Source organism: Campylobacter sp. P091 (assembly GCF_002138935.1).
Taxonomy (GTDB): domain Bacteria; phylum Campylobacterota; class Campylobacteria; order Campylobacterales; family Campylobacteraceae; genus Campylobacter; species Campylobacter devanensis.
Genome location: NZ_MJKZ01000007.1, coordinates 1,597 through 24,177, shown reverse-complemented (window position 1 = coordinate 24,177; position 22,581 = coordinate 1,597). Strand labels below are relative to the sequence as shown.

Annotated in this window: 21 protein-coding genes; 7 read left to right on the top strand and 14 right to left on the bottom strand. The window is 35.5% G+C overall.

All coding sequences use genetic code 11. The features are described 5' to 3' along the window. Positions 1–39: 39 nt before the first annotated feature. Genes CIGNP91_RS07210 through CIGNP91_RS07150 form a run of 13 tightly spaced genes read right to left on the bottom strand, consistent with a single transcriptional unit; the run spans position 40 to position 12,872 of the window. On the bottom strand, positions 40–1,446 hold the full coding sequence (locus CIGNP91_RS07210) for an NADH-quinone oxidoreductase subunit N (RefSeq protein WP_086253772.1): 1,407 nt from the start codon (positions 1,444–1,446) through the stop codon (positions 40–42). Continuing rightward, complete coding sequence (locus tag CIGNP91_RS07205; RefSeq protein ID WP_086253771.1) at positions 1,446–2,921, bottom strand: complex I subunit 4 family protein; 1,476 nt, start codon at positions 2,919–2,921, stop codon at positions 1,446–1,448. The genes CIGNP91_RS07210 and CIGNP91_RS07205 overlap by 1 nt, the downstream gene beginning before the upstream one ends. Then, entirely contained in the window at positions 2,918–4,723 is a 1,806-nt protein-coding gene (gene nuoL, locus CIGNP91_RS07200; protein ID WP_086253770.1) for an NADH-quinone oxidoreductase subunit L, read from the bottom strand. Before nuoL ends, CIGNP91_RS07205 begins: the two co-directional genes overlap by 4 nt. Further along, positions 4,713–5,021 (bottom strand): NADH-quinone oxidoreductase subunit NuoK, encoded by a 309-nt coding sequence (gene nuoK, locus CIGNP91_RS07195; protein ID WP_086229799.1) that lies wholly within the window; start codon positions 5,019–5,021, stop codon positions 4,713–4,715. The genes nuoL and nuoK overlap by 11 nt, the downstream gene beginning before the upstream one ends. After that, a complete protein-coding gene (locus CIGNP91_RS07190; protein ID WP_086253769.1) occupies positions 5,014–5,508 on the bottom strand; it encodes an NADH-quinone oxidoreductase subunit J family protein in 495 nt (164 codons plus the stop codon). The genes nuoK and CIGNP91_RS07190 overlap by 8 nt, the downstream gene beginning before the upstream one ends. Further along, positions 5,508–6,005, bottom strand: a complete 498-nt coding sequence (locus tag CIGNP91_RS07185) for a NuoI/complex I 23 kDa subunit family protein (protein WP_086226884.1) — start codon at positions 6,003–6,005, stop codon at positions 5,508–5,510. Before CIGNP91_RS07185 ends, CIGNP91_RS07190 begins: the two co-directional genes overlap by 1 nt. Next, positions 5,995–7,269, bottom strand: a complete 1,275-nt coding sequence (locus tag CIGNP91_RS07180) for a complex I subunit 1/NuoH family protein (RefSeq protein ID WP_086240790.1) — start codon at positions 7,267–7,269, stop codon at positions 5,995–5,997. The genes CIGNP91_RS07185 and CIGNP91_RS07180 overlap by 11 nt, the downstream gene beginning before the upstream one ends. After that, the gene (locus tag CIGNP91_RS07175) at positions 7,266–8,645 is read right to left on the bottom strand and encodes a 2Fe-2S iron-sulfur cluster-binding protein (RefSeq protein ID WP_086253768.1); all 1,380 of its coding nucleotides are present in this window, start codon (positions 8,643–8,645) and stop codon (positions 7,266–7,268) included. The genes CIGNP91_RS07180 and CIGNP91_RS07175 overlap by 4 nt, the downstream gene beginning before the upstream one ends. Positions 8,646–8,648: 3 nt before the next feature. Beyond that, positions 8,649–9,863 (bottom strand): NADH-quinone oxidoreductase subunit NuoF, encoded by a 1,215-nt coding sequence (gene nuoF / locus CIGNP91_RS07170; RefSeq protein ID WP_086253767.1) that lies wholly within the window; start codon positions 9,861–9,863, stop codon positions 8,649–8,651. Continuing rightward, the gene (locus CIGNP91_RS07165; protein WP_086234958.1) at positions 9,850–10,341 is read right to left on the bottom strand and encodes an NADH-quinone oxidoreductase subunit NuoE family protein; all 492 of its coding nucleotides are present in this window, start codon (positions 10,339–10,341) and stop codon (positions 9,850–9,852) included. The genes nuoF and CIGNP91_RS07165 overlap by 14 nt, the downstream gene beginning before the upstream one ends. Next, positions 10,338–12,020, bottom strand: a complete 1,683-nt coding sequence (locus CIGNP91_RS07160) for an NADH-quinone oxidoreductase subunit D (protein ID WP_086253766.1) — start codon at positions 12,018–12,020, stop codon at positions 10,338–10,340. The genes CIGNP91_RS07165 and CIGNP91_RS07160 overlap by 4 nt, the downstream gene beginning before the upstream one ends. Next, on the bottom strand, positions 12,013–12,519 hold the full coding sequence (locus CIGNP91_RS07155) for an NADH-quinone oxidoreductase subunit B (protein ID WP_086225610.1): 507 nt from the start codon (positions 12,517–12,519) through the stop codon (positions 12,013–12,015). The genes CIGNP91_RS07160 and CIGNP91_RS07155 overlap by 8 nt, the downstream gene beginning before the upstream one ends. After that, a complete protein-coding gene (locus CIGNP91_RS07150) occupies positions 12,510–12,872 on the bottom strand; it encodes an NADH-quinone oxidoreductase subunit A (protein ID WP_086226890.1) in 363 nt (120 codons plus the stop codon). The genes CIGNP91_RS07155 and CIGNP91_RS07150 overlap by 10 nt, the downstream gene beginning before the upstream one ends. A gap of 496 nt (positions 12,873–13,368) precedes the next feature. Between CIGNP91_RS07150 and CIGNP91_RS07145 the strand changes: the two genes are divergently transcribed. The 7 genes from CIGNP91_RS07145 (at position 13,369) to argS (ending at position 21,953) form a co-directional block, all read left to right on the top strand. After that, entirely contained in the window at positions 13,369–15,660 is a 2,292-nt protein-coding gene (locus CIGNP91_RS07145; protein ID WP_086253765.1) for a carbon starvation CstA family protein, read from the top strand. Positions 15,661–15,668: 8 nt separating this feature from the next. Continuing rightward, positions 15,669–15,869 (top strand): KCU-star family selenoprotein, encoded by a 201-nt coding sequence (kcuS, locus tag CIGNP91_RS07140; RefSeq protein WP_086253764.1) that lies wholly within the window; start codon positions 15,669–15,671, stop codon positions 15,867–15,869. A 563-nt stretch (positions 15,870–16,432) separates the two neighbouring features. Continuing rightward, positions 16,433–17,206, top strand: coding sequence for a flagellar biosynthetic protein FliR (gene fliR / locus CIGNP91_RS07135; RefSeq protein WP_086253763.1), 774 nt, complete (start codon positions 16,433–16,435; stop codon positions 17,204–17,206). 60 nt (positions 17,207–17,266) lie between these two features. Continuing rightward, entirely contained in the window at positions 17,267–19,498 is a 2,232-nt protein-coding gene (locus tag CIGNP91_RS07130) for a hypothetical protein (RefSeq protein WP_086253762.1), read from the top strand. Continuing rightward, complete coding sequence (gene gmk, locus CIGNP91_RS07125; RefSeq protein WP_086240782.1) at positions 19,498–20,115, top strand: guanylate kinase; 618 nt, start codon at positions 19,498–19,500, stop codon at positions 20,113–20,115. The genes CIGNP91_RS07130 and gmk overlap by 1 nt, the downstream gene beginning before the upstream one ends. A 30-nt stretch (positions 20,116–20,145) precedes the next feature. Then, positions 20,146–20,358, top strand: coding sequence for a twin-arginine translocase TatA/TatE family subunit (gene tatA / locus CIGNP91_RS07120; protein WP_086225622.1), 213 nt, complete (start codon positions 20,146–20,148; stop codon positions 20,356–20,358). After that, positions 20,358–21,953 (top strand): arginine--tRNA ligase, encoded by a 1,596-nt coding sequence (gene argS, locus CIGNP91_RS07115; RefSeq protein ID WP_086226901.1) that lies wholly within the window; start codon positions 20,358–20,360, stop codon positions 21,951–21,953. The genes tatA and argS overlap by 1 nt, the downstream gene beginning before the upstream one ends. A gap of 128 nt (positions 21,954–22,081) precedes the next feature. On the opposite strand, the gene CIGNP91_RS07110 is transcribed toward argS, so the two are convergent. Beyond that, on the bottom strand, positions 22,082–22,581 hold a 500-nt coding region (locus CIGNP91_RS07110; protein ID WP_180383227.1), incomplete at its 5' end, for a DegT/DnrJ/EryC1/StrS family aminotransferase.

Below are 22,581 nucleotides of genomic sequence, written 5' to 3'. Positions count from 1 at the left end.
ACCAAAAAACTATAAAATTGATATAAAACAACTTCAAATTTACCCCATTATAAGATTAAAATATCCCAAAATTGACCCAGCTCCAACTCCTTCAAGCACGATAAATAAAGTGGCTAAAATGCTTAAAATTCCTATCCAGACAGCTCTACATTTTGGGATTATGATAGCTTGATTTGGTGATTTAAAATATATACTAATAATAATTCTTAGATAATAATAAACTGATATAATAGTATTTATAATACCAAAAATCGCCAAATACGCATTACCGCTTTCAAAAGCACTTGAGAATACATAAACCTTACCCAAAAATCCCACCGTATATGGAAATCCGATAAATGAAAGACAGATAAGAGTAAATGCCAACGCCCCAAGCGGTGAGCTCTTATAAATTCCAGCAAGAGAGTCGATCTCAACCCTTTGATCTTTAAAAAACGCATTTAAGAGTAAAAAGGCAAATCCCGTTGTAATAGCATAAATAGCGATATAATACACCCCAGCAAATAAAGAGCTATCACCATTGAAACTAGCTAAATTTATAAAGATATACCCAGCATGAACTATCCCAGCAGCTATCAAAATCTTTTTAACATCTATCTCTTTAAGGCTTAAAAAGTTACCGATAAACATACTAAATATCGCAATTACGCTAAATATAATCGCTAAAATTTCATCCCAGCCACCGCTATAAAGCAAGGCAAATTTGATCAGTAGCCCAAAACTAGCTAGTTTAAACGCCCCAGCCAAATATCCAGTTATATTAGTGCTAGCTCCATAATATACATCAATACTCCAGCGATAAAAACCAAAAATCGCAATCTTAAAAAATATCATCGCAATCACCATTAACACACCAATTGTGGTAATCAAAGATGGCAATGAGAGTTTGCTAAGAATCTCATATTTTGTACTTTGAGTAGTCCCAAATATCAAAGCTGCCCCAAGCAAGTAAAACGCACTCATAAATGATGAGAGCAAGAAGTATTTAAAGGCTGCTTCAATGCTTTTTGAGCTTGAATTTAATGCTATCATCGCATATATTGATATGGAGGCAATCTCGATGAAAATCAAAGTAGTTATAATTTCGCTTGAGATTATCATCCCCATCATGCCAAAGGCGGCTAAATTTGCTAATGCTATTAGCTCGGATTTAAAATAGCTCTCATCATCGCTAAAATATATCGTAGCTAAAAATATCATCGTAAGAAAGGCTATAATCACACAAAATATAAACTCAAATTGCCCAAGAGATATAAATTCAGCACAAAAAAACGGCAAATCCCCACCAAGAAGCTCAACCCTAAAAACAAAAAATGAGATTAAAATAACAGCCCAAAAGGCTAAATTTATACCTAAAAGCGATATTTTATTGATTTTTGTAACGCTTAAAAATATATTAGCTACAATAGCGGCGATTGATAGTAAAAAAGGTGTTAAAGCTACCATTATTGCCCCTTTAAATTTGATTTTATGTATTTTTCATAGTGGCTTTGGATCGTGCTTTGCGATAGATCCAGTATCGGCTTAGGATATAGACCCATTACAAATATCACAATAGCCACCAAACCAAAGGCTATAACTTGAGATTTACTAAGCTCTTTGAATTTATCTGTAACTTCATTTACACTTTGTAAAATCGCCTTGCGATAAACCACAAACATATAAACCGCACCGATGATAATAGAAGTTGTAGCGATAATCCCATAGATTAAATTTGATTTAAATAATCCCACTAAAATCAAAAGCTCAGCCACAAAGCCGATAGTAGTAGGAAGCCCCACGCTTGATAGCATCATAATGCCAAATAGCGTAGCAAAAATCGGAGCCTTAGTAGCTATGCCGCCAAGCTGACTAACCTTGCGAGTGCCTAGTTGATTAGAGATGATACCCACCATCAAAAACATCGCTCCGCTAGTTAATGCGTGAGCTATAATCTGATATAACGCCCCGCTCATTGCCACACTATCAAGGCTAAAAACCCCAGCTAAGATTAAGCCCAAATGTGATGCCGAAGCAAAGGCCAAAAGGGTCTTAAAGTCATCGCACCTAAGAGCAATTATCCCAAAATATATCATAGAAAATATCCCAAGTGCCACGAAATAGCTAGAAAACTCAACAAAGCTAAGCGAAAATATCGGCAACACAAATCTCAAAATCGCAAACACCGCCACCTTAGACGCAATGGCTGAAAGCATAAAGGTAGCCACGCTAGGAGAGTGTGTGTATGCCCCGCTAAGCCACATATGAAATGGAAACAAAGGAAGCTTAATCACAAAAGCTATCATAAAGCTAAAAAATAGTATTCGCTCTACGCTTAGACTTAAATTCAAATTTACCAAATCAGCCAAAGCGAAGCTATAAAATCCAAATTCCAAATAGTGTGCCACGCCAAGATAGATAATCGCCCCAAGCATAATCATCGATCCAAATATCGCATAATACATCATATCTAGCATAGCTTTAGCTCTTTTAACGCTCTTACCATACAAGCCAGTCATTATAAATATCGGCAAGAGCATCATCTCCCACCCAGCATAGAAAAAGATCAAATCAAGCGAGCTACAAACAGCCAAAAACCCACTCTCTATAAAGAGTAAATTCGCCCAAAAGCCCTTTTCTTGATATCTAAGCACAAAAAACAAAAAAGGCAAAAATATCGTAATAATCAAAATAAGATAGATATTAATCCCATCTACACCAACCATATATGTAATGCCATAGTTTTTAACTAATGGGACGATATCTACAAACTGCATTCCACCAGCCCCATCAAAGCCAAGGGCCATAATAATAGCCAAAATAGCGACCAAAATAGATCCGCCAAAGGCTATAATCTTGCCCCAAAAATTATTACAAAATAGAGCTATAAAAAGCCCCAATAAAAATGGTATAAATATAATTAAACTCAAGATACTACTCATAAAATAGCCTTTGAAAATATGATAATAACACAGATGAAAAATAGCATATAAAATGCATATGAACTAGCTAAACCGCTTTGAGTATATCTAGCATAAATTTGGCTAAATGTCTTAAATATCAAAGCGCTAAACTCAACAAGCGGATATAAAATTTTATCATCTATAATCTCACGCAAAAAGTGGCTAATCCGTTTTAAATTCGCCACAAAAACAAGATCATATATCTCATCTATATAGAATTTATTTGCTACAATGCTCTCAAATTTACCCATTTTTTCTTCGCAGTTTTTGTAGTTGTAAAATTTCTTATAAGCGATGAAAATCCCAATAGCAGATACCGCCATGCTCACAACTCCAGCCACTATCTCTACCATTAAAGTTGGATGATCAATATCTAAAAATATCGCCATAAATCCACCGCCTAAGGCAAATAGACAAAGGATATAATTCACCCCAAGCATACTAAATGGCACCTTATGTTGCTTTGGTGCGGGATTTTGTGAGTAAAATACCAAGAAAAATAGCCTAAAACAATAATACGCAGTAAGCCCAGCAGTAAATAACAAAATAGCAAATATAGTATAATGCCCAGAAAGAAGCGCCCCAAGTATAATAGCATCTTTGGAGAAAAATCCAGCAAAAGGGAATATCCCACTAATTGCGAGCATACCAAAAAGCATTGGATAATATAGCGATTTATTATCTTTTAAATTCCCCATTTTAAAGATATTTTGCTCATGATGAAGCGCTATAATGACAGCCCCAGCACTCAAAAACAGAAGCGCTTTAAAAAATCCATGAGTAAATAGATGATACATAGCAGCCCCAGAGCTGTAGCTAAGCGCAGCGAACATATATCCTAATTGACTCATAGTAGAGTAGGCTAAAATTTTTTTAATATCAGTAGCCTTTGTAGCGATAATCCCAGCAAAGAGCGCCCCAGCCGCACCAATACCGGCTAAAACTTCTATTGGCAAGCTAAGCCCAGCAAACAAAAACTCAAATCTAACAACCATATAAACCCCAGCTGTAACCATCGTCGCAGCGTGGATCAAGGCTGAAATCGGAGTTGGTCCAGCCATCGCATCAGGCAGCCAAGTATATAGCGGAATTTGAGCTGATTTAGCCAAAGCTCCAGCAATGAAACAAAATGCTATAAATATCGCTACACCAGGGCTAAAGCTCACTTCATTTAAGCCAATATAATCAAATTTAACCCCACTACTAGCAAGATACAACGCAATAAGCCCAATCAAAAAGCCAAAATCGCCAATTCTATTTAATATAAAGGCTTTATTGCCGGCTTTGACATTATCTTTATCGCCAAAATAAAAGGCGATTAATAGATATGAGCATACGCCCACGCCCTCCCAGCCAACAAACATCAAAATCGGATTATTTGCTAAAACTAAAATCAGCATAGAGGCTAAGAATAAATTCATATAACAAAAAAACTTACCAAAACCCTCATCGCCATCCATATAGCCTATAGAATACAAATGTATAAGCATACCCAAAAACGCCACAAATATCGCCATCACCAGACTAAGGTCATCAAGATAAAATCCCACATTTATGCTAAATCCAGCGATATCAAGCCAGCTAAATATATCCAAATTCAAGCTACTACCATAGCTATTAACAAACAGCGTAGCCATAGCTACAAAGCTAACTACAGGCCCAACCATCCCCAAAAAAGCAAAGAATCCTTGAGATAATCCAAGACTCTTTCTAGCAAGATACAAAACCCCAAGCAACAAACTACCAATAATTGGTGCTAAAATTACGATATTAACTAGCATCGCTATCCTTTAACTCTTTAAAGCTATCTATATTTAGGCTCTGTTTTGATTTGTGAAGCAAGGTGATGAGCGCAAGACCAAAGCTCGCCTCAGCAGCAGCTATAGCGATAACTAGCATTACGATCACTTGACCATCTAAATTTAAATTAACCCTAGCAAATATCGCAAAAAGCAAAGCAACCGCATTTAACATAAGCTCAATAGACATAAAAATAGTAAAGATATTTTTACGCAAAATAACACCAAAAATTCCAATCACAAAGAGCAAAATCGCTACAAATATATAATTTTCAACCATTATTTTTGCCTTTTAAAATCGCCACAACTCCTATCAAAGCAGTGGTTAAAAGCAGTGATATCATCTCAAAGCTAAATCCCCAGTTAAAAAAGAGATACTCTCCAAGTGGTGCGATCTCTCCAAATCCATCAGGTGCTATCTCGAAGTTACCAGGTATCAAGGCAAGCCAGTAAGCCAAAAAGCCAAAAACGACTAAAGGCAAAGCGGCTTGAATCATCTGTATAAAGCTAAATTTAGCCCATAAGCTATCTGATTTGATATTAAAAAACATCATCACAAAAACCGATAAAACCATAATCGCCCCAGCATATACTACTATTTGGATTAAAAACAGAGTCTTAGCGTATAATAAAAGATACAACCCAGCTATAGCCACCAAAGAGACAATCATAGATAAAGCCCCATGGATAGGTGCTTTAAAGCTAATCAAACCCAAAGCTCCCAAAATAGCTAAAAATGAGAAGTTAATAAACAAAAAATTCTCCATCAAAACTCTCCCCTTTTTCTACTACTAAGCTCATTTATATCACTAATGAAGCTATCTCTACTACCTTCAACCTTTGTAAATATCCCGCTATCCATCCTTATAGCATCCTTAGGACACGCCTCCACGCAAAGCCCGCAAAATACACACTCCAAAAGATCTATATTAAAGACTTTTGGGGCTTTTTCTTTGCTACTAGGGACTTCATAGGCTTCTATAAATATACATTTAGCTGGACAAGCAGTAGCACACATATCGCACGCAACGCACTTTAACTCACCATTATCATATTTGGTTAATCTATGAAGACCACGATATCTAGGGCTTATATCATCGGGTTTTTGCTCGGGATATTCTAGGAATTCAATATTTTTGGTATTGAGTAAATTTCTAATGAAATGCTTAAAAGTTCTAGCCATCCCAGCGATGATATAAAATATATAAATTCGCTCTAAAAGTGGCATTTTTTTTCGTTCGATTTTTTTGACTTTAACTGACATAAACCACCACCAATGCTGTAATAATAATATTTAAAATTGCTAAGGGCATGAGCTTTTCCCAGCCTAAGCGTTGAATTTGATCATATCTAAATCTAGGTAGAGTCCATCTAACCCAGATAAATACAAGTAGCACTATAAAGGTTTTAAGCGCAAATACCACTAAATTCACCGCAGTAGCTACAATCTCAGCGCCAAATTCACCTAAATTTCCATAAAAATATAAGCATATAATATCGATTATAACCACTATAAAGGCTGTCAAAGCGTAATATATGATATTCTCTTTTTTTCTATGATCTTTACTTATTTTATATCTAGTAACATTATTTTTGCTAACCCACCAGATAAATAATAAACCAAAGATAGTAGTCACGCCAGCTATGCTAAGTAGCACAATCTCATAGTTAGCAGCCAAATCAGCCTGTGATAGATAAGGCAATGAGTATCCGCCAAAAAATATCGTAACTATAAGCGCACTCATAGCAGTCATTGCGATATATTCAGCCATAAAAAACATAGCAAAGCTCATCGCACTATACTCAAGGTGATATCCAGCTACTATCTCGCTCTCGCCTTCAGCTAGGTCAAATGGCGCTCTATTCGTCTCAGCAAAAGCACAGATAATAAAGATAATCGCCGCTAATGGTTGAAGAAATATACCCCACGCAGGAAGGCCTAAAAATGAGCCTTGTTGAGCTATCACAAAATCATTTAAACTAATAGAGTTATATGTAATAATCATACTCACAACAGCTAGACCTAGTGGAATTTCATAACTTATAGCCCCACTAGCTGCACGCAAAGAGCCTAAGAGAGAGTATTTATTGTTTGAGCTCCAACCAGCTAGCATAATGCCATAGATACTAAGACTAGCAAATCCCAAATACCATAGCATACCGCCATCAAATGGGATCGCTTGCATAAGGTATTTGACCCCATCAATGCTAAAATATTCACTAAATGGAATCACAGCTATAGTAAGCGTACTCATCAAAAATAGCACCATCGGAGCGATAGTAAATAACGCTTTGGATCTAATAGCTGCTGGAGTAAAATCCTCTTTTATAGCTAGTTTTAAAGCATCAGCCATCGCTTGGATCAATCCGCCGAGCCTTATACCGGCGATATTAGCTCTATTTGGGCCGGGGCGATCTTGGATAAAAGCTGAAATTTTACGCTCTAATAGCACCAAAACAGGTATCAAAGCCAAAATAAAGATCAAAATAAACGCAATCCTAAATATAATTAGCCAAATTTCACTCATGCAAACGCCTTTAATATACTCATATCAAATTCCACTCCACGACCCATCAATTCAGCGATAATATCGCAAATTTTAGGGCTAAGTGGCTCAAAAGCCCCCTTGCTAAATCGCAATTTTTCATCTATATTTAGGGTATGGCCATCTCTGTGATAGCTACTAGCGCAGACTATATCAGCATCGCTATTTGAGCCGATTTTGATGAGATTATCAAATTCAAATTTATTTATAAATTCAAAATCCCTACCCAGATGAAAAACTATTAAATTTTTAGATTTTTTATCTAAATTTCTATCTATTCCAAGCTTATTTAATCCCACACGATTAGCAGTTTTATTCGGTACTCTAAGCTTTAATCCAATCTCATCTTTAAAGCTCTCATCTCTAAAATCGCTAAATCCATATAAGCCCATATTAAACTCATTAGCCAAAATCTTTAAAGCACTCATCTCTTCAATGCTTAATGAGCTTGAAGCTAAGATATCATATTGATCGCCATTTGCCCTAAGATCTAGGGCTAAAGCGGAGATTTTCGCACTATCATCACGCTTAATTACTTGCTCATCTTTATAGCTATAACGGCCATAATCACAGATGAAATAGCCATTTACGCTACTCTCTCTAGGTCTAAATCTATAAATTTTGCTATCTTGATATTTTGCTTTATTGCTATCGATCCATATAGCGCACCCCCTTTCACAGCCTTGACAGATTGCGGGGGTCTTTTGTAGGTGCCAAACTCGCTTTTTAAATCTAAAATCAGCCGAAGTCATAGCTCCTACTGGACAGATATCTACTATATTTCCTGCGTATGGATTGTCTATTTTCTTGCCATTCATTAACATTATGTGGCTATGCTCACCACGGCCACCCACGGCTAATTCATTGGTTTGGGTGCATATTTGAGTAAATCTCACACACCTTCTACAAAGCACGCATCTCTCTTCATCATGGACTACCAAAGAGCCAAGATCCTCTCTTTTGCCTTTTTTTACCTTCTCGGCTAGACTTACTTTGGAGTCTTGTAGATCAAATTTCATATAATAATCTTGTAAATCACACTCACCAGCTTGATCGCACACAGGACAATCAAGCGGATGATTGATAAACTCAAGCTCTAAAATTCCACGCTGGACAGCCCTTGTAAGCTCGCTATTTATCTTGATCTCCATACCATCTTTTATGGGCGTATCACATGCTATTTGGGGGCGTTTTTGGCCTACTACTTCTATTAGGCACATTCTACAATTACCACTTACGCCAAGCGCTTCATGATAGCAAAAGTGTGGAATTTCAATATTATGCTTTTTTAGCTCGGTGATTAGATTACCCTTTTCATTTACGCTAAATTTCTCGCCATCAACTATAATCTCTACCATATTTTAATCCTTACAAAGCGCTAAAAACTCATCTTCAAATTTGGTTATAAAGCCTATGATTACATCTTTTACCGCTGGAGCAAATACACAAATTGTCTTTCCATCTAGCATAAAGCAGATATCTTTTAATATTTGTAGATCTTTTTTGCTTCCTTCGCCTTTACAAATTCGCTCCACAACTCGCATTCCCCAGCCACATCCCTCACGACATGGAGTACATTGCCCGCAGCTCTCTTCTGTGTAAAACTCAAGCAAATTCAAAAGCACCTTAGGCATACTGATCGTATCATCAAAAACCATCATACCACCAGTCCCAAGAGCACTCTTATACTCCCATAAATTCTCATAATCCAAAGTAGCCTTCATAACTTCATCTTTGGTTAATACCGCAGCAGATGATCCGCCAGGGATAACGGCTTTTAGCTCTCTATTTTTCCATACGCCACCGCCAAATTCATTGATAAAATCAATCATTTTAGTCCCAAATGGCATCTCTTTAACGCATGGAGTATTCACACATCCTGTTACGGCAAATAGCAGAGTACCAGGGGATTTTGGGGTTCCTACGCTTCTATATTTTTCCCAGCCATTTTTAACTATGAAAGGCACGCTAGAGATGGTTTCGACATTATTTACCACACACGCACTACCAAACAAAAAATCCGGCTCAGCTCTATTATGTGGCTTTAATCTAGGATGCCCCCTTTTGCCTTCAATACTCTCTAAAAGTGCGCTCTTCTCACCGCAGATATAGGCTCCAGCACCTTTACAAACTATAATTTCTAGGCCACGCCTCTCATCTTTGGATTCATTAATGGCTCTTTGGATACTTTGAAATTCTTTCTCATATTCGCCCCTAATGTAGATATAGGCTCTACACGCACCAAGAGCGTAAGCTGAGATTATGATACCTTCTATTAACAGATGGGGATCAAGATTGAAAATATACTTATCTTTACAAGTCCCAGGCTCGCTCTCATCGCCATTTACCACCAAATAGCGTTTTTCGCTAGGCCAAGCTATCATATTTTTCCATTTAGTTCCACAATGGCCACCGCCACCGCCTTTGCCTCTTAATCCACTTTTGTCAATCGCATCTACTATATCTATTCTTGGCATTTTTAGAATTTCATCTAAATTCGCATATGCCCCATGAGCCTTAGCGACTTCTATCTTATTGGCATTAGGTATATCAAATCTAGCACTAACGACCTTCATTTTCTCTCCTTAGCCTTTCTATTAACTCTGTTATACTCTCTTTAGTTAAATCACCGATTTGCTCTAAATTTGATAACATACATGGCGCCTTCTCACAATATCCCAAGCACTCGCTCTCCCCAAGGCTAAAAAGCCCATCGCTAGTAGTTTCACCCATCTTGATCCCAAGAAGATCGCTAGCGGCTTTTATCACTTCATCGCCGCCTCTTAATTTACAAGTTATGGTTTTACAAAATTTAAGCTCATATTTGCCTTTTTTGCTCTCATTAAACATAGAGTAAAAGCCCATAACTTCAGCAAAGAATATAGCCTTAATCCCAAGAGTTTTTTCTAAATACAATATATCTTCAGAGCTGATAAATCCTTGTCTTCTTTGTAAAATCCAAAGAGCGGGTAATACTAGCGCTCTATCATCATCTACTTTTGTGCGTAGGTTATTTAAGCTTTCTAGCTCATCTTTTGTAAATTCAAAACTCATCTATCTAGCTCCCCAGCAATTATGTTTATACTACCTAAATTCAAGATACTATCAGCGATCAAGCCACCTCTAACCATATCGCTAAATGCGTTTAAAGCATAGAAACAAGGCGGTCTAAGCTTTAGGCGATATGGCATATTACCACCATCACTAACAATGAAAAATCCTAGCTCACCATTGCCCCCCTCACTAGCACCATAGAAATGCCCCACAGGGAGCTTAACTCCATCAAAAATGATTTTAAAATGATTTATCAAAGCCTCAATATTGCCATATACTTCGCTTTTTGGCGGGAGAATTATATCTTTGTCTTTGATACAGATATCGCCACTTGGAATTCTCTTGATCGCTTGGCGGATGATAGAGACACTCTCTTTCATCTCATAAAATCTCACAAACATCCTATCATATATATCGCCACAGCTACCAACAGGGATATTAAAATCAAAGCTATCATAATAGTAATATGGCTTATCTTTTCTTAAATCATAATCCACGCCACTAGCTCTTAAATTTGGCCCTGTAAATCCATAGCTTAGAGCGTCTTGAGCGCTTATTTTACAGATATTTTGAACTCTATCTAAGAAAATTCTATTTTTTTCTATGAGAGTTAGAGTATCATCAAGACCCTTTTCAACCTCTTTTAAATAGCCCAAAAGCTCATCTTCCCAACCATCATAAAAGTCATGCGCCATACCACCGATTCTAGCAAATGAATTTGTAAATCTAGCACCAGTCAATCTAGATAAGAAGTTATAAATTTTCTCTCTAGGATTATATAAATACCAGTAATTTGTAAGCGCCCCCATATCCACAAACATAGCCCCAAGGCAAACCTCATGATCTATAATGCGAGCCAACTCACCCAAAATCACACGCATAAAAATCGCTCTATCAGGCAAGGTAACACCCAAGATATCTTCTATCGCCTTAGCATATCCGACATTATTTAGCATAGCAGAGCAGTAATTTAGCCTATCTGTATATGGTATTATCTGGGCATAGGTATGAGTCTCACAAGACTTCTCAAATCCCCTATGTAAATAGCCAATTTCAGTTACACAAGCAGCTATTTTCTCGCCATCAAGTGCCATAAAATTGCGTATTGTCCCATGTGTAGCCGGATGAGATGGGCCGATATTTAAAAATGTATATTTGATTTTAAATTCATCATTTTCTTCACTAGCAAGACCGAGATTTAAGAGCTGATCTCTCATCTCATCAACCAAGCTATCACTTTGAGTTAGAATTTGATATTTATCAATAGGATAATCCTTTCTTAATGGATGTCCGATAAATTCTTTATGATTTAATATGCGTCTAAGGTTTGGATGATTGTCAAATTTAACTCCATATTGATCATAGCACTCTCTTTCAGCCCAATTAGCGCTTTTATAAATTTGACTAACGCTTGCTATGCTCTCATTCTCGTCAAGATCAACTTGAATAATAAAATTACTACCCTTTAAAGAGCTAAATATATAATACAAACTAAATCTTTTTGGATTATTCAAATTTAAATTATCCACACAGGCGATATCAGCCAAAATCTCATATTTCATCTCATCACGAGCGAATTTAACCGCTTCAAAAATACGCTCACTAGGGATTATAGCCGTAATAATGCCATTATATTCAGAGATTTTAGAATTAAATTTAGATATAAACGAATTAACCATCTAAAAGCCCCTTAAAATCTCTATGGCGATCTTTGATACTACCGGCTTTTATCTTTTGTTGGATAGCTAAAATTGCATCGATTATCGCCTCAGGTCTTGGCGGACATCCACTGATATAGGCATCAACTGGTATTATCTGATCTATCCCTTGAAGTGTGGTATAATTATCATAAAATCCCCCACTACTAGCACACGCACCCATACTAACAACCCATTTTGGCTCACACATTTGGTCATATATCTCTTTTAAAATTGGAGCTTGTTTAAATGATATTGTCCCCGCTACTATCATCAAATCCGCTTGACGAGGCGAAAATCGCATAACTTCAGCGCCAAAACGGCTTAAATCATGCTTTGATGATACAGCACTCATAAACTCAATCGCACAACAGGCCGTCCCAAATATCATCGGCCAAAGCGAATTGGATCTACCCCAGTTAAAAAGCGCATCTAATCTAGTTAAGATCAGATCATTTTTGACTAAATTTTCTATTCCCATCTTAAAATCTTCTTCTTATAAATATAGTATAATCCCACAAGCAAAATAGCCATAAAGATAAACATCTCAACCAAAGCATAAAGGCCAAGTTCTCTAAGGCTCACCGCCCATGGATACATAAACACAGCTTCAATATCAAATATCACAAAGACAATCGCCACAAGATAGTATTTGACATTTATACTTGAGTTTATCCCGCCATAGAAATTTACAATTCCGCTCTCATAAATTCGATCTTTTGAGCTATTGCTTTTGCCAGTTGGGCCAATCTTTTTGGTGAAATAAAAAGCCACACAAAGTGCTAAAATGATGAAAACATAGAGATAAAAACTCCATACAAGATTACTCTCCAAAGCCTTTTCCTTGAAATTTACTTTATTGATTTGGACGTAATTGTATCAAAAAGATTACCATTAATTCAATATCATAAAGAAATTAATTTTTTGTTTAAGAATATTATTAATAAATTTTATTATCTATCTAAATTCAGCTATAATTACTAATATTATAAATTCAAATTTAAGATTATAAAGCCTATAAATTCGTCATTTAAAAGCTATCTTATTTAAAACTTAAATAAATTTATTAAATTAATTATATTTGCTTTTATAGCTTTGTATTTAAAATAAATTTACATTATCACTTAAAAAAAGTAAAAATATAAGCCAAAATATTAAATTCCCAACTTAAATTCTCGCAAATAGCCCAAATTCACCTATAATTTCTCCTTAATGTGTAAAATCGTAACATAATATAAATTTATATTTCTATTTTATACACTTTAAGGCTAGATTTGATTACAAATATGCTACAATCGCAAAATCAAAATAATTTTAATCCGGAGGTAGCATGAATAAAAAGGTGTTAAGCATAGTTATCTGGGCAGCAGTCGTATTTTTGGCTGTGCTTGGATTTGCTAAACTGACTATAGATAGAGGCGAGACAGTAAATGCTCTATGGTTTGTAGTTGCAGCTGTGTGTATCTACTCAATTGCGTATAGATTTTACGCTAAATACATAGCTCAAAAGGTCTTAGGCCTAGATGACAATAGAGCCACTCCCGCAGTGGTAAAAAACGATGGTCGTGACTTTGTCCCAACTAACAAAATTGTCCTATTTGGCCACCATTTTGCCGCTATTGCTGGTGCTGGGCCGTTAGTAGGGCCGATTTTGGCAGCTCAAATGGGTTATTTGCCAGGTATGATTTGGCTTGTTGTGGGCGTTGTGATTGCCGGTGCGGTGCATGACTTTGTAGTTTTATGGTTATCAACTAGAAGAGATGGCAAAAGCCTTGGCGAGATGATAAAAATGGAGCTTGGCAAGGGTGTCGGAACTATAGCTATGATTGGAATTTTAGGTATTATGATGCTTATTGTGGCTATTTTGGCTTTGGTCGTTGTAAATGCCTTGGCTGAATCTCCATGGGGATTATTTACCATTGCGATGACTCTTCCTATTGCTGTTTTAATGGGAATTTGGATGAGATTTATCCGCCCAGGTAGAATAGGCGAGGCCTCTATATTTGGTTTTGTTATGCTTATGTTATCACTTTGGGGCGGACACTATGTAGCTGCTGATCCATACTGGGCAGATGTATTTACTATCACTCCAGTAAATTTAGCATTTATTACAATTGGTTATGGTTTTGTAGCAGCAATCTTACCAGTATGGCTACTTTTAGCACCTAGGGATTATCTATCTACCTTCCTTAAAATCGGCGTTATATTTGCTATGGCGGTGATTATAATCTATTTAGGTTTAGGCGATTTTGCAGGTAATCAAAATATCCAAGTAGCAATGCCTATGGTTACTAAATTCACAGATGGTACAGGGCCAGTATTTGCTGGTAAATTATTCCCATTTTTATTCATTACCATTGCTTGTGGTGCTATTAGTGGTTTCCACGCTCTAATCTCTAGTGGAACATCGCCAAAAATGCTAGAAAAAGAGACTCACGCTAAAATGGTAGGTTATGGCTCAATGCTTATGGAGTCAGCTGTTGGTGTGATGGCGCTAATCGCAGCTATAATTATAACGCCAGATCTATACTTTGCTATCAATGTCGCTCCTGCTGGTTTGGGTACAGCTGAAGCTATATCAGCAGCTAGAAGTGCTGGTGAGGTCTTTGGTGTATTCCAAGGCGAAGCAAGTCAAAGCTACTTAGCAGGTATTAAAGCTGCTGCTGCTAGTATCAACGCATTTGCTGGAGATATTATCAAAATCACCCCAGAAATGATAGAACAAAATATTCTAGCATTTACTAAAGAGGTTGGCGAGCCAAGCATTCTAAGTAGAACCGGTGGTGCACCTACATTCGCTCTTGGTTTTGCTGTGCTAATCTCTAAAATGCCAAGCTTTGAAGGCACAATGGCGTTTTGGTATCACTTTGCTATCTTATTTGAGGCATTATTTATCCTTACAGCAGTTGATGCTGGTACTAGGGCAGGGAGATTTATGGTACAAGATGTTTTAGGTAACTTCTATAAACCAATGGCAAATATCAGCTCAGTTCCAATGGGTCTAATAGCAACTCTTTTATGTGTAGCTGGTTGGGGTTCTATATTATATATGGGTATCACCGATCCAACAGGTGGAGTTAAAGCATTATGGACGCTATTTGGTGTAAGTAATCAACTTCTTGCTGGTATTGCTCTACTTTTAGCAGTAAGTGTTTTATTTAAAATGAAACGTGGAAAACTAGCTTGGGTAGTAGTTGTACCTGTAATTTGGGTTTTAATCTCAACTATGAGTGCAGGCGTGCAAAAGCTACTTCCAGCAAACGGCGAGAGAGTTCATGACTCAGTAAGCCATGTAGCTGCATATCAAAATAATAGCAAAAAAGCAGCTGATCTAATGGCAAAAATAGAGTCTGGAACTCTTGATGATGCACAGCTTGTAGCAGCTGAAAAAGCATATAAAGCAGCTAATCAAATCGCTAGAAATAACCTTATCAACGCTATTTTATGCGCTCTATTTATGGGTATTACTATAATTGTCTTGATCGCTACTTTAAGAGTCGTCGCTAGGGCAATAAGCGGCAAAGACCCTATAATCCCACTAGCAGAATCACCATATCTCAATGCCAAAGATTATGAGGGCAAAGCCGGTTGTAATTCTCATCACTGCGGATGTGCTCACTAGGGGTTAGTATGCAAATTTGGAGCAAAATATCAGCATTTTATAGAAAAATTGATAGGTTTTCCCACTTATTAGTGGGGATGCCTAGTTATGATAAATATGTAGAATATATGCAAAAATTTCATCCAAATGAAACCCCGCAAACTCAAAGAGAATTTTTCAAAGAGGCTTTAGAGAAAAAATATGGAGCCGGCAGCTCAAAATGCTGCTAACCCTGCCTACGCTTGTAGGTAGGTTTTTTTACCATAAATTATTATTTATAACATTTTATCAGCGCAAATCACTACAACAACAAAGACTCAATCTTATTAAATTTAGTTTAATGTGCAAACCTTAACTTGCATTTATATATTATTTAATTTTTACTTGTGATTTATTACCACAAAGATACAATGACTCCATAATACAAACGCTATTAGCGACAATGTATTTGCAAAATTATATTGGTATTTTCATCATTTATTTTAGTATTTTTATGCTAATTTATGCTGCACTAGATATTGTAACGTGGATGAAAGTCTCATAAATTACCCATAGGCTAAAACTAATTAAATAACGATTAACAACTTAAGCTATACTTAGTGCCAAAATTAACCATTTAAAGCACTTAAGCACTCATTACAAAACTTGCTAGATGAATACTTGCAATGATTATGCAGTTTTATAATGGCTAAAATTACTAATTTTAAATCCAAAAAATCTAAATTTATCTAAATATTAAGCCAAAATTTCGCAAAAACTAAGTATCATAAGCGCCAAATTAATTAGGTGAATTGTGGAATTTGTAAATTATTTAGGGCAGGAAAATGTCGTAACATTCTTTTTGCTTCTTGTGCGAACTGGTGCTTTGATGGTGTTTTTTCCATTTTTTAACCATATGCAAATTCCTATGACAATCAAAGCCACACTCTCATTTATGCTTACATTATATCTATTCCCGTTAGCTACTCCGCCAGCAAATTTAGATGGTATAAATGTTCAGTATCTTATGCTTGAAGCACTCTCTGAGCTTATGCTTGGGTTATGTGTTGGGGTACTTTTGATGCTTGTTTTTGGCGCAGTGCAACTAGCAGGTGAGCAGATATCGATGATTATGGGATTTTCAATGGCAACAGTTATTGACCCACAAAGCGGAATAAATGCCCCACTAATCTCAAATATCTTAAATTTAATAGTTTTACTGGCATTTTTGTTATTTGATGGGCATCATTTAGTGTTATATTTTTTGGCTTATGGACTTGAATATATCCCACTTGGTGGCTTCTATCCTGAGCAAAATATCTTAAAATATGCTTCCCAAGGTATGGTAAATCTCTTTTTATATGGCTTTATAATCTCATTTCCGATTTTAGCACTTACTCTAATGTCGGATTTGATTTTTGGAATGCTTATGAAGACCATGCCGCAATTTAACCTACTAGTTGTAGGATTTCCAATTAAAATTACTATCGCTTTTGTTGTACTAATGGCGATTTTGGCCGTTATTGTTAAGGTATTTACAACGCTAATGATGAGAGTTTTAAACGATTTACCAAGTTTATTTTTCTAAATAAAGCAATACATAATGAAAATTTGCGTAAAATAGTGTAAATTTTTTAAGGGGTAGTCTATGAAGGTGATTTTGCTAAATAATAATCCAGCAGTTTCAAAACTTGTGAGTGTGAGTTTAAATAAACTTGGATATACTTTTGCTGAGATTGATAATTTAGAGTATTTAACTAGCAATGATGCTGATTTAATTATATGTGATAGCGGGCTTTATGATAGTAAAATTAATTACTTAGAATATGCAAAAAATCAGCTATTTTTAATCCCTAGAAATCGAGCTGATGAGTATAATCTAGCTAAAAGCCAAACTCTACAAAAGCCATTTTTGCCAACTGATTTTATTGATGTAGTAAAAAGAATCTTAGTTGAGATTCCAAAATCAACTAAAATAGTAGAACCTAAACCTAGCGATATCAAAGTAGGGGATGAATTTGGTCAGATTCACACTAATGATAAAATAGATGTATTTAGTGATTTAAATAGCGATGAATTGCCTGATGATACCAATAAACTCCAAGATGATTTTGAAAATAGCTCATTCGATGATGAAAATCATGAAGAACAAGAGCTCGAGCAATTTGAGAATTTAATCGAAGTAGCTGAGCCTGAGCTAGCTAAGGATGAATTTGATGATGATTTAGGACTTGATGATGAGTCTGGCAAGATTGAGAGCCTAATGGATAAATCAAAAGATGTTAATAATCTTACTGATGATTTAATGAGCGACAATAAAGAGTTAAATATTGCAACAGATGAGTTTAATCTAGATAACATAGATGATGAACTAGCTAAACTTGATAATTTAGAATATGAGACAGATAATTTAGCAGATAAAAACCTCAATAAATCAGTAGATGAATCACAAGCTAAAAGCGTAGATAATCAGATCAACGCAAATAACCAAATTCAAGAATTAGATGATGCTGATTTAGATCTAGATAATCCAGGTATCAAACTTAATGAGATAGATAGTTTAGATGATAAAAAAGAACTTGATACTTTAGATAATACAGATAATTTAGTAGATAAAAACCTCAATAAATCAGTAGATGAATCACAAGCTAAAAGCGTAGATAATCAGATCAACGCAAATAACCAAATTCAAGAATTAGATGATGCTGATTTAGATCTAGATAATCCAGGTATCAAACTTAATGAGATAGATAGTTTAGATGATAAAAAAGAACTTGATACTTTAGATAATAAAGCCAGTGAGATTGAGGCATTAGATGATTTAAGCAACGATGAACAAATAATAGATAATTTAGATAATCAAGCGCAAGAATCAAGTCCAAGCAATAAACTTAACGATGAACAAAAGCAGCAAAATATTAAAGATATAACCAGTGAATATGAGAATATCAAGCTTGATATCTCAGCATTGGATGCGCTTCCTGATGGCGATGGTGAGGTTGATAATGCCGAATTTGACACTACATTTAAAGATGAAATAAAAGATGAATCAGCTATAAAACCAGTTGGCAAACCAGAACTTGAATCTAAATTTCAAGATGACTCTGTGGCAGATTTGGCTGCTATACCACAAGAGATTACAGAATGTGATGAGATAGATAAAGAGTCAATTATCCAGCCTGAAGCAGTTGCTAAGTTTGCGACTAATGAATTTGAACAAACTCAACCAGTACAAGAATCAAAGAGCGAATTTGAATTTAAAGATAAATCAATGGATGAATCAACTCAAAAAACGAAGCCAGCATTCTTGGTCGAAGAGATTGGCCGAGATAAATCTGATAATGAGCTAGATGATCTTGAGAGTGAACTAGCAGGTTTTGAAAGCGATCTAGCAAATATTAAAAGTAGCCAAGATGATGAGCCTTTAGATTTTGATGAAAGTCAAGATTTTAATGAGCTAGCCAACGAGAATGACCAAGTTAAAGATGTTGAATACACTGAGAATTTAAACAAATTAAGCAGTATGCTTGATGAGATTGATAATATGGATTGTGAGAATAATATGAAAAACCAAGATTTAAGCAATAGTTATGAAGCTAGCACAATTGATGAGATAGAAGAAGCTGCTATAAAAGAAGCCCTTCATGAAGAAAATAACAAAGAAGATAGCCAAACCCAAAACGAACCAAAAGTTAATCAATCAGATAAGAACACTGTAGAAAACAAAACAGAACCAAGCCAAAATGAACAAAAAGAGATAGCCCAGGTTCTAGCCTCACAAATTGGCGAGGGATTAGGGAAAGCATTTAGCACTAGCGCCTTAAAAGATGTATTAAAAGATATTAATATTAATATTAGTATTAGTTTTGAAGGCAGATAATGAGCGGTCAAATTCTAATAATAAGCGGCCCAAGCGGAAGTGGAAAAAGTACGCTATTATCACGCTTAATGGCCGAATTTGACAATCTTTATTTTTCTATTTCTAGTACAACTAGAGAACCACGAGCTGGAGAGAAAAATGGGGTTGATTATAACTTTATTAGTACTGATGAATTTAAACAAGGAATTGAGCAAGGTAAATTTTTAGAGTGGGCAAATGTGCATAAAAATTATTATGGCACTAGCCTAGAACCAGTAGAAAAAGCTCTAAAAGATGATAAAATTGTAATTTTTGATATCGATGTTCAAGGCTTTCATCTAGCAATGAAGCAATATAAGGAGTTAATTACCTCAGTTTTTATAACTACAAAAGATAGACTCGAACTAAAAAAACGACTAATAAAGCGTGGCAGCGATGATGAGCAAACCATTGAAAATAGGTTATTTAACGCAGCTACCGAAATCGCTCACATTGGCGAATATGACTATCTTATTATCAATGATGATTTAGATAGTTCATATGAAAAACTTAAGGCAATTTTTATCTCTATGAGATCAAAAACACAAAGCTTTATCATAAATGATGTGATAGAGAGCTGGAGCGAATGCTCAATTTAACAAATTTAAATTTTAATTAAGGAGAAAATTATGGGTAGTATGAGTATAAGTCACTGGTTGATAGTTTTAGCAATTATTGTTTTGCTTTTTGGTGCTAAAAAAATCCCTGAATTAGCAAAAGGTATGGGTAAAGGAATTAAAAGCTTTAAAAAAGAGATGGAAGATGACACATCATTAGAAAAAATCGAAAAAACTGAGGATACAACTCAAATAAAAAAAGATGAAACTCAAAAGAGTGCCTAATGAGTGCTAAAGATACTCTAAAAAATGAGATAAGCGCTATTTTAGGGCGTGAAGTTGTAATAGAAAAACCAAAGGATAAAACCCTAGCTCACTATGCTACACCACTTGCTTTTGGATTAGCTAAAGAGTTAAAAAAATCCCCAGTAGCTATCGCTTCTCAGATGGCACAGCAATTTAGTTCGCCAAACTACGAAGTAACTGCCGTAAATGGATATATAAATTTCAAACTCAGTGGCGATTTTTTAGATTCTTTGGCTAATGATGCACTTAAAAGTGGAGATAAATTTGGCTCAAAAGAGATTACAAATCCTAAAAATATATTTTTAGAATATATAAGTGCCAACCCAACAGGCCCATTACACATTGGCCATGTAAGAGGCGCAGTCTATGGCGATACATTAGCTAGAGTAGCTAGACATATTGGCGTAGGAGTTCATACTGAGTATTATATCAATGACGCTGGCAATCAAATCGATCTACTAGGCATATCTATTACGCTTAGAGCAAAAGAGATTTTATTTAATGAGACAGTTGAGTATCCTGAGAAATATTACAGGGGTGATTATATTGATGAGCTAGCGCATAAAGCTTACGATAAATTTGGCAAAGAAATTTTTGAGTCAAGTCGTAACTCTGAACTAGCCGAATTTGCCAAAGATGAAGTTTTAAAAATTATCAAAAAAGACCTAGCCGATGCTGGAATATTCATAGATAATTGGGCTAGTGAAAAATCATATTATGATCAATTAGAACAAACTTTAGAGCAATTAGAAAAAAGCGGTCAAGTATATAAAAAAGATAGCACTACCTATATCGCTTCAAGCAAACTTGGCGATGATAGTGACAGGGTAGTAGTACGAAGCGACGGCCGTCCAACATATTTAGCTGGTGATATTATCTATCATAATGTCAAATTTGCTAATGATTTTGATACATATATCAACATTTGGGGTGCAGACCACCATGGATATATCGCTAGATTAAAGGCTGCGATTAATTTTCTAGGTTATGATGAGAGCAAACTAGAGGTAATTTTAATGCAGATGGTAAGCTTATTAAAAGATGGTAAGCCATTTAAAATGAGCAAAAGAGCTGGAACATCAGTGTTAATGAGCGATATTTTAGCTGAGATTGGAAGTGATGCGCTTAGATTTATTTTCATATCTAAGGCTGGCAATTCAAGCTTAGAATTTGATATTGATGAGCTTAAAAAACAAGATAGTTCAAATCCAATATTTTATATCAATTACGCTCACGCTAGAGTAAATCAAATCTTTGCCAAAGCTAACAAGACTCCTGCAGATGTAGCTAATGCTTCGCTCACAAATTTAAGCGATGATGGTAAGAATTTATTATTTGAAGCGCTTACCATGCCTGAAGTCTTAGAAGATGCTCTAAACCAAAGAAGTTTACACAAAATTCCTGATTATCTCAAATCGCTTAGTGCAAGTTTTCATAAATTCTATAACGAAAATAGAGTTGTAGGAAGTCAAAATGAAGATGAATTACTAAAGCTTTTTAGCGTTGTAGCACTTAGTATAAAAGTAGCATTAAATTTAATGGGAATAAAAGCTAAGGATATAATGGAAAATTAATCCCAAAGGCCTATATGCCCTTGGGGTTTTTAGTTTTAATTTATTATGATCAAAAATAATGCCATCTAAGATTATTGCGCTCTTTTTTAGAAAATAAATATCTTAGTATGGCTTTATCTCTTAATTTTTTAGCCGCAAACCGATTTACTAGTATAAATTTCTAATAATTCATTTAAATTCGCAATGACAAACTTAGCATCATCATCACTCATCATCTGATGGCACGGCAGACTAAGCTCAGCTCTATAAAAATCCTCAGCACCATCTAATCTCATCTCACCATATAAATTTTTATAAAAGCTAAATTGATAAGTTGGCTTATAATGTACTTGTACCCCAATGCCCATAGCGTGAAGTTCGTTATAGATATCCTCTTTTACGCACCATAAATTCGAGTTTAAAAGCACCGGATATAGATGTCTAGCACTTCTTATATTATCTGGGATATCTATCGTTTTTAGATATTTTGAGTTTTTAAAGGCATCATCATATATCTTAGCAATCTCATAACGCCTAGAGATAAACTTATCAAGCTTTTTAAGCTGACTTAGCCCCAAAGCGCACGCCACATCGCTTAAGCGGTAATTATAGCCTAGAGTTACCATATCCATATTCCAAGCCTGTTTTT

Coding starts and splice junctions, on each gene's coding strand:
- CIGNP91_RS07210 (WP_086253772.1), bottom strand. CDS start 1,446: ATGGTAGCTTTAACACCTTTTTTACTATCAATCGCCGCTATTGTAGCT.
- CIGNP91_RS07205 (WP_086253771.1), bottom strand. CDS start 2,921: ATGAGTAGTATCTTGAGTTTAATTATATTTATACCATTTTTATTGGGG.
- nuoL (WP_086253770.1), bottom strand. CDS start 4,723: ATGCTAGTTAATATCGTAATTTTAGCACCAATTATTGGTAGTTTGTTG.
- nuoK (WP_086229799.1), bottom strand. CDS start 5,021: ATGGTTGAAAATTATATATTTGTAGCGATTTTGCTCTTTGTGATTGGA.
- CIGNP91_RS07190 (WP_086253769.1), bottom strand. CDS start 5,508: ATGGAGAATTTTTTGTTTATTAACTTCTCATTTTTAGCTATTTTGGGA.
- CIGNP91_RS07185 (WP_086226884.1), bottom strand. CDS start 6,005: ATGTCAGTTAAAGTCAAAAAAATCGAACGAAAAAAAATGCCACTTTTA.
- CIGNP91_RS07180 (WP_086240790.1), bottom strand. CDS start 7,269: ATGAGTGAAATTTGGCTAATTATATTTAGGATTGCGTTTATTTTGATC.
- CIGNP91_RS07175 (WP_086253768.1), bottom strand. CDS start 8,645: ATGGTAGAGATTATAGTTGATGGCGAGAAATTTAGCGTAAATGAAAAG.
- nuoF (WP_086253767.1), bottom strand. CDS start 9,863: ATGAAGGTCGTTAGTGCTAGATTTGATATACCTAATGCCAATAAGATA.
- CIGNP91_RS07165 (WP_086234958.1), bottom strand. CDS start 10,341: ATGAGTTTTGAATTTACAAAAGATGAGCTAGAAAGCTTAAATAACCTA.
- CIGNP91_RS07160 (WP_086253766.1), bottom strand. CDS start 12,020: ATGGTTAATTCGTTTATATCTAAATTTAATTCTAAAATCTCTGAATAT.
- CIGNP91_RS07155 (WP_086225610.1), bottom strand. CDS start 12,519: ATGGGAATAGAAAATTTAGTCAAAAATGATCTGATCTTAACTAGATTA.
- CIGNP91_RS07145 (WP_086253765.1), top strand. CDS start 13,369: ATGAATAAAAAGGTGTTAAGCATAGTTATCTGGGCAGCAGTCGTATTT.
- kcuS (WP_086253764.1), top strand. CDS start 15,669: ATGCAAATTTGGAGCAAAATATCAGCATTTTATAGAAAAATTGATAGG.
- CIGNP91_RS07130 (WP_086253762.1), top strand. CDS start 17,267: ATGAAGGTGATTTTGCTAAATAATAATCCAGCAGTTTCAAAACTTGTG.
- gmk (WP_086240782.1), top strand. CDS start 19,498: ATGAGCGGTCAAATTCTAATAATAAGCGGCCCAAGCGGAAGTGGAAAA.
- tatA (WP_086225622.1), top strand. CDS start 20,146: ATGGGTAGTATGAGTATAAGTCACTGGTTGATAGTTTTAGCAATTATT.
- argS (WP_086226901.1), top strand. CDS start 20,358: ATGAGTGCTAAAGATACTCTAAAAAATGAGATAAGCGCTATTTTAGGG.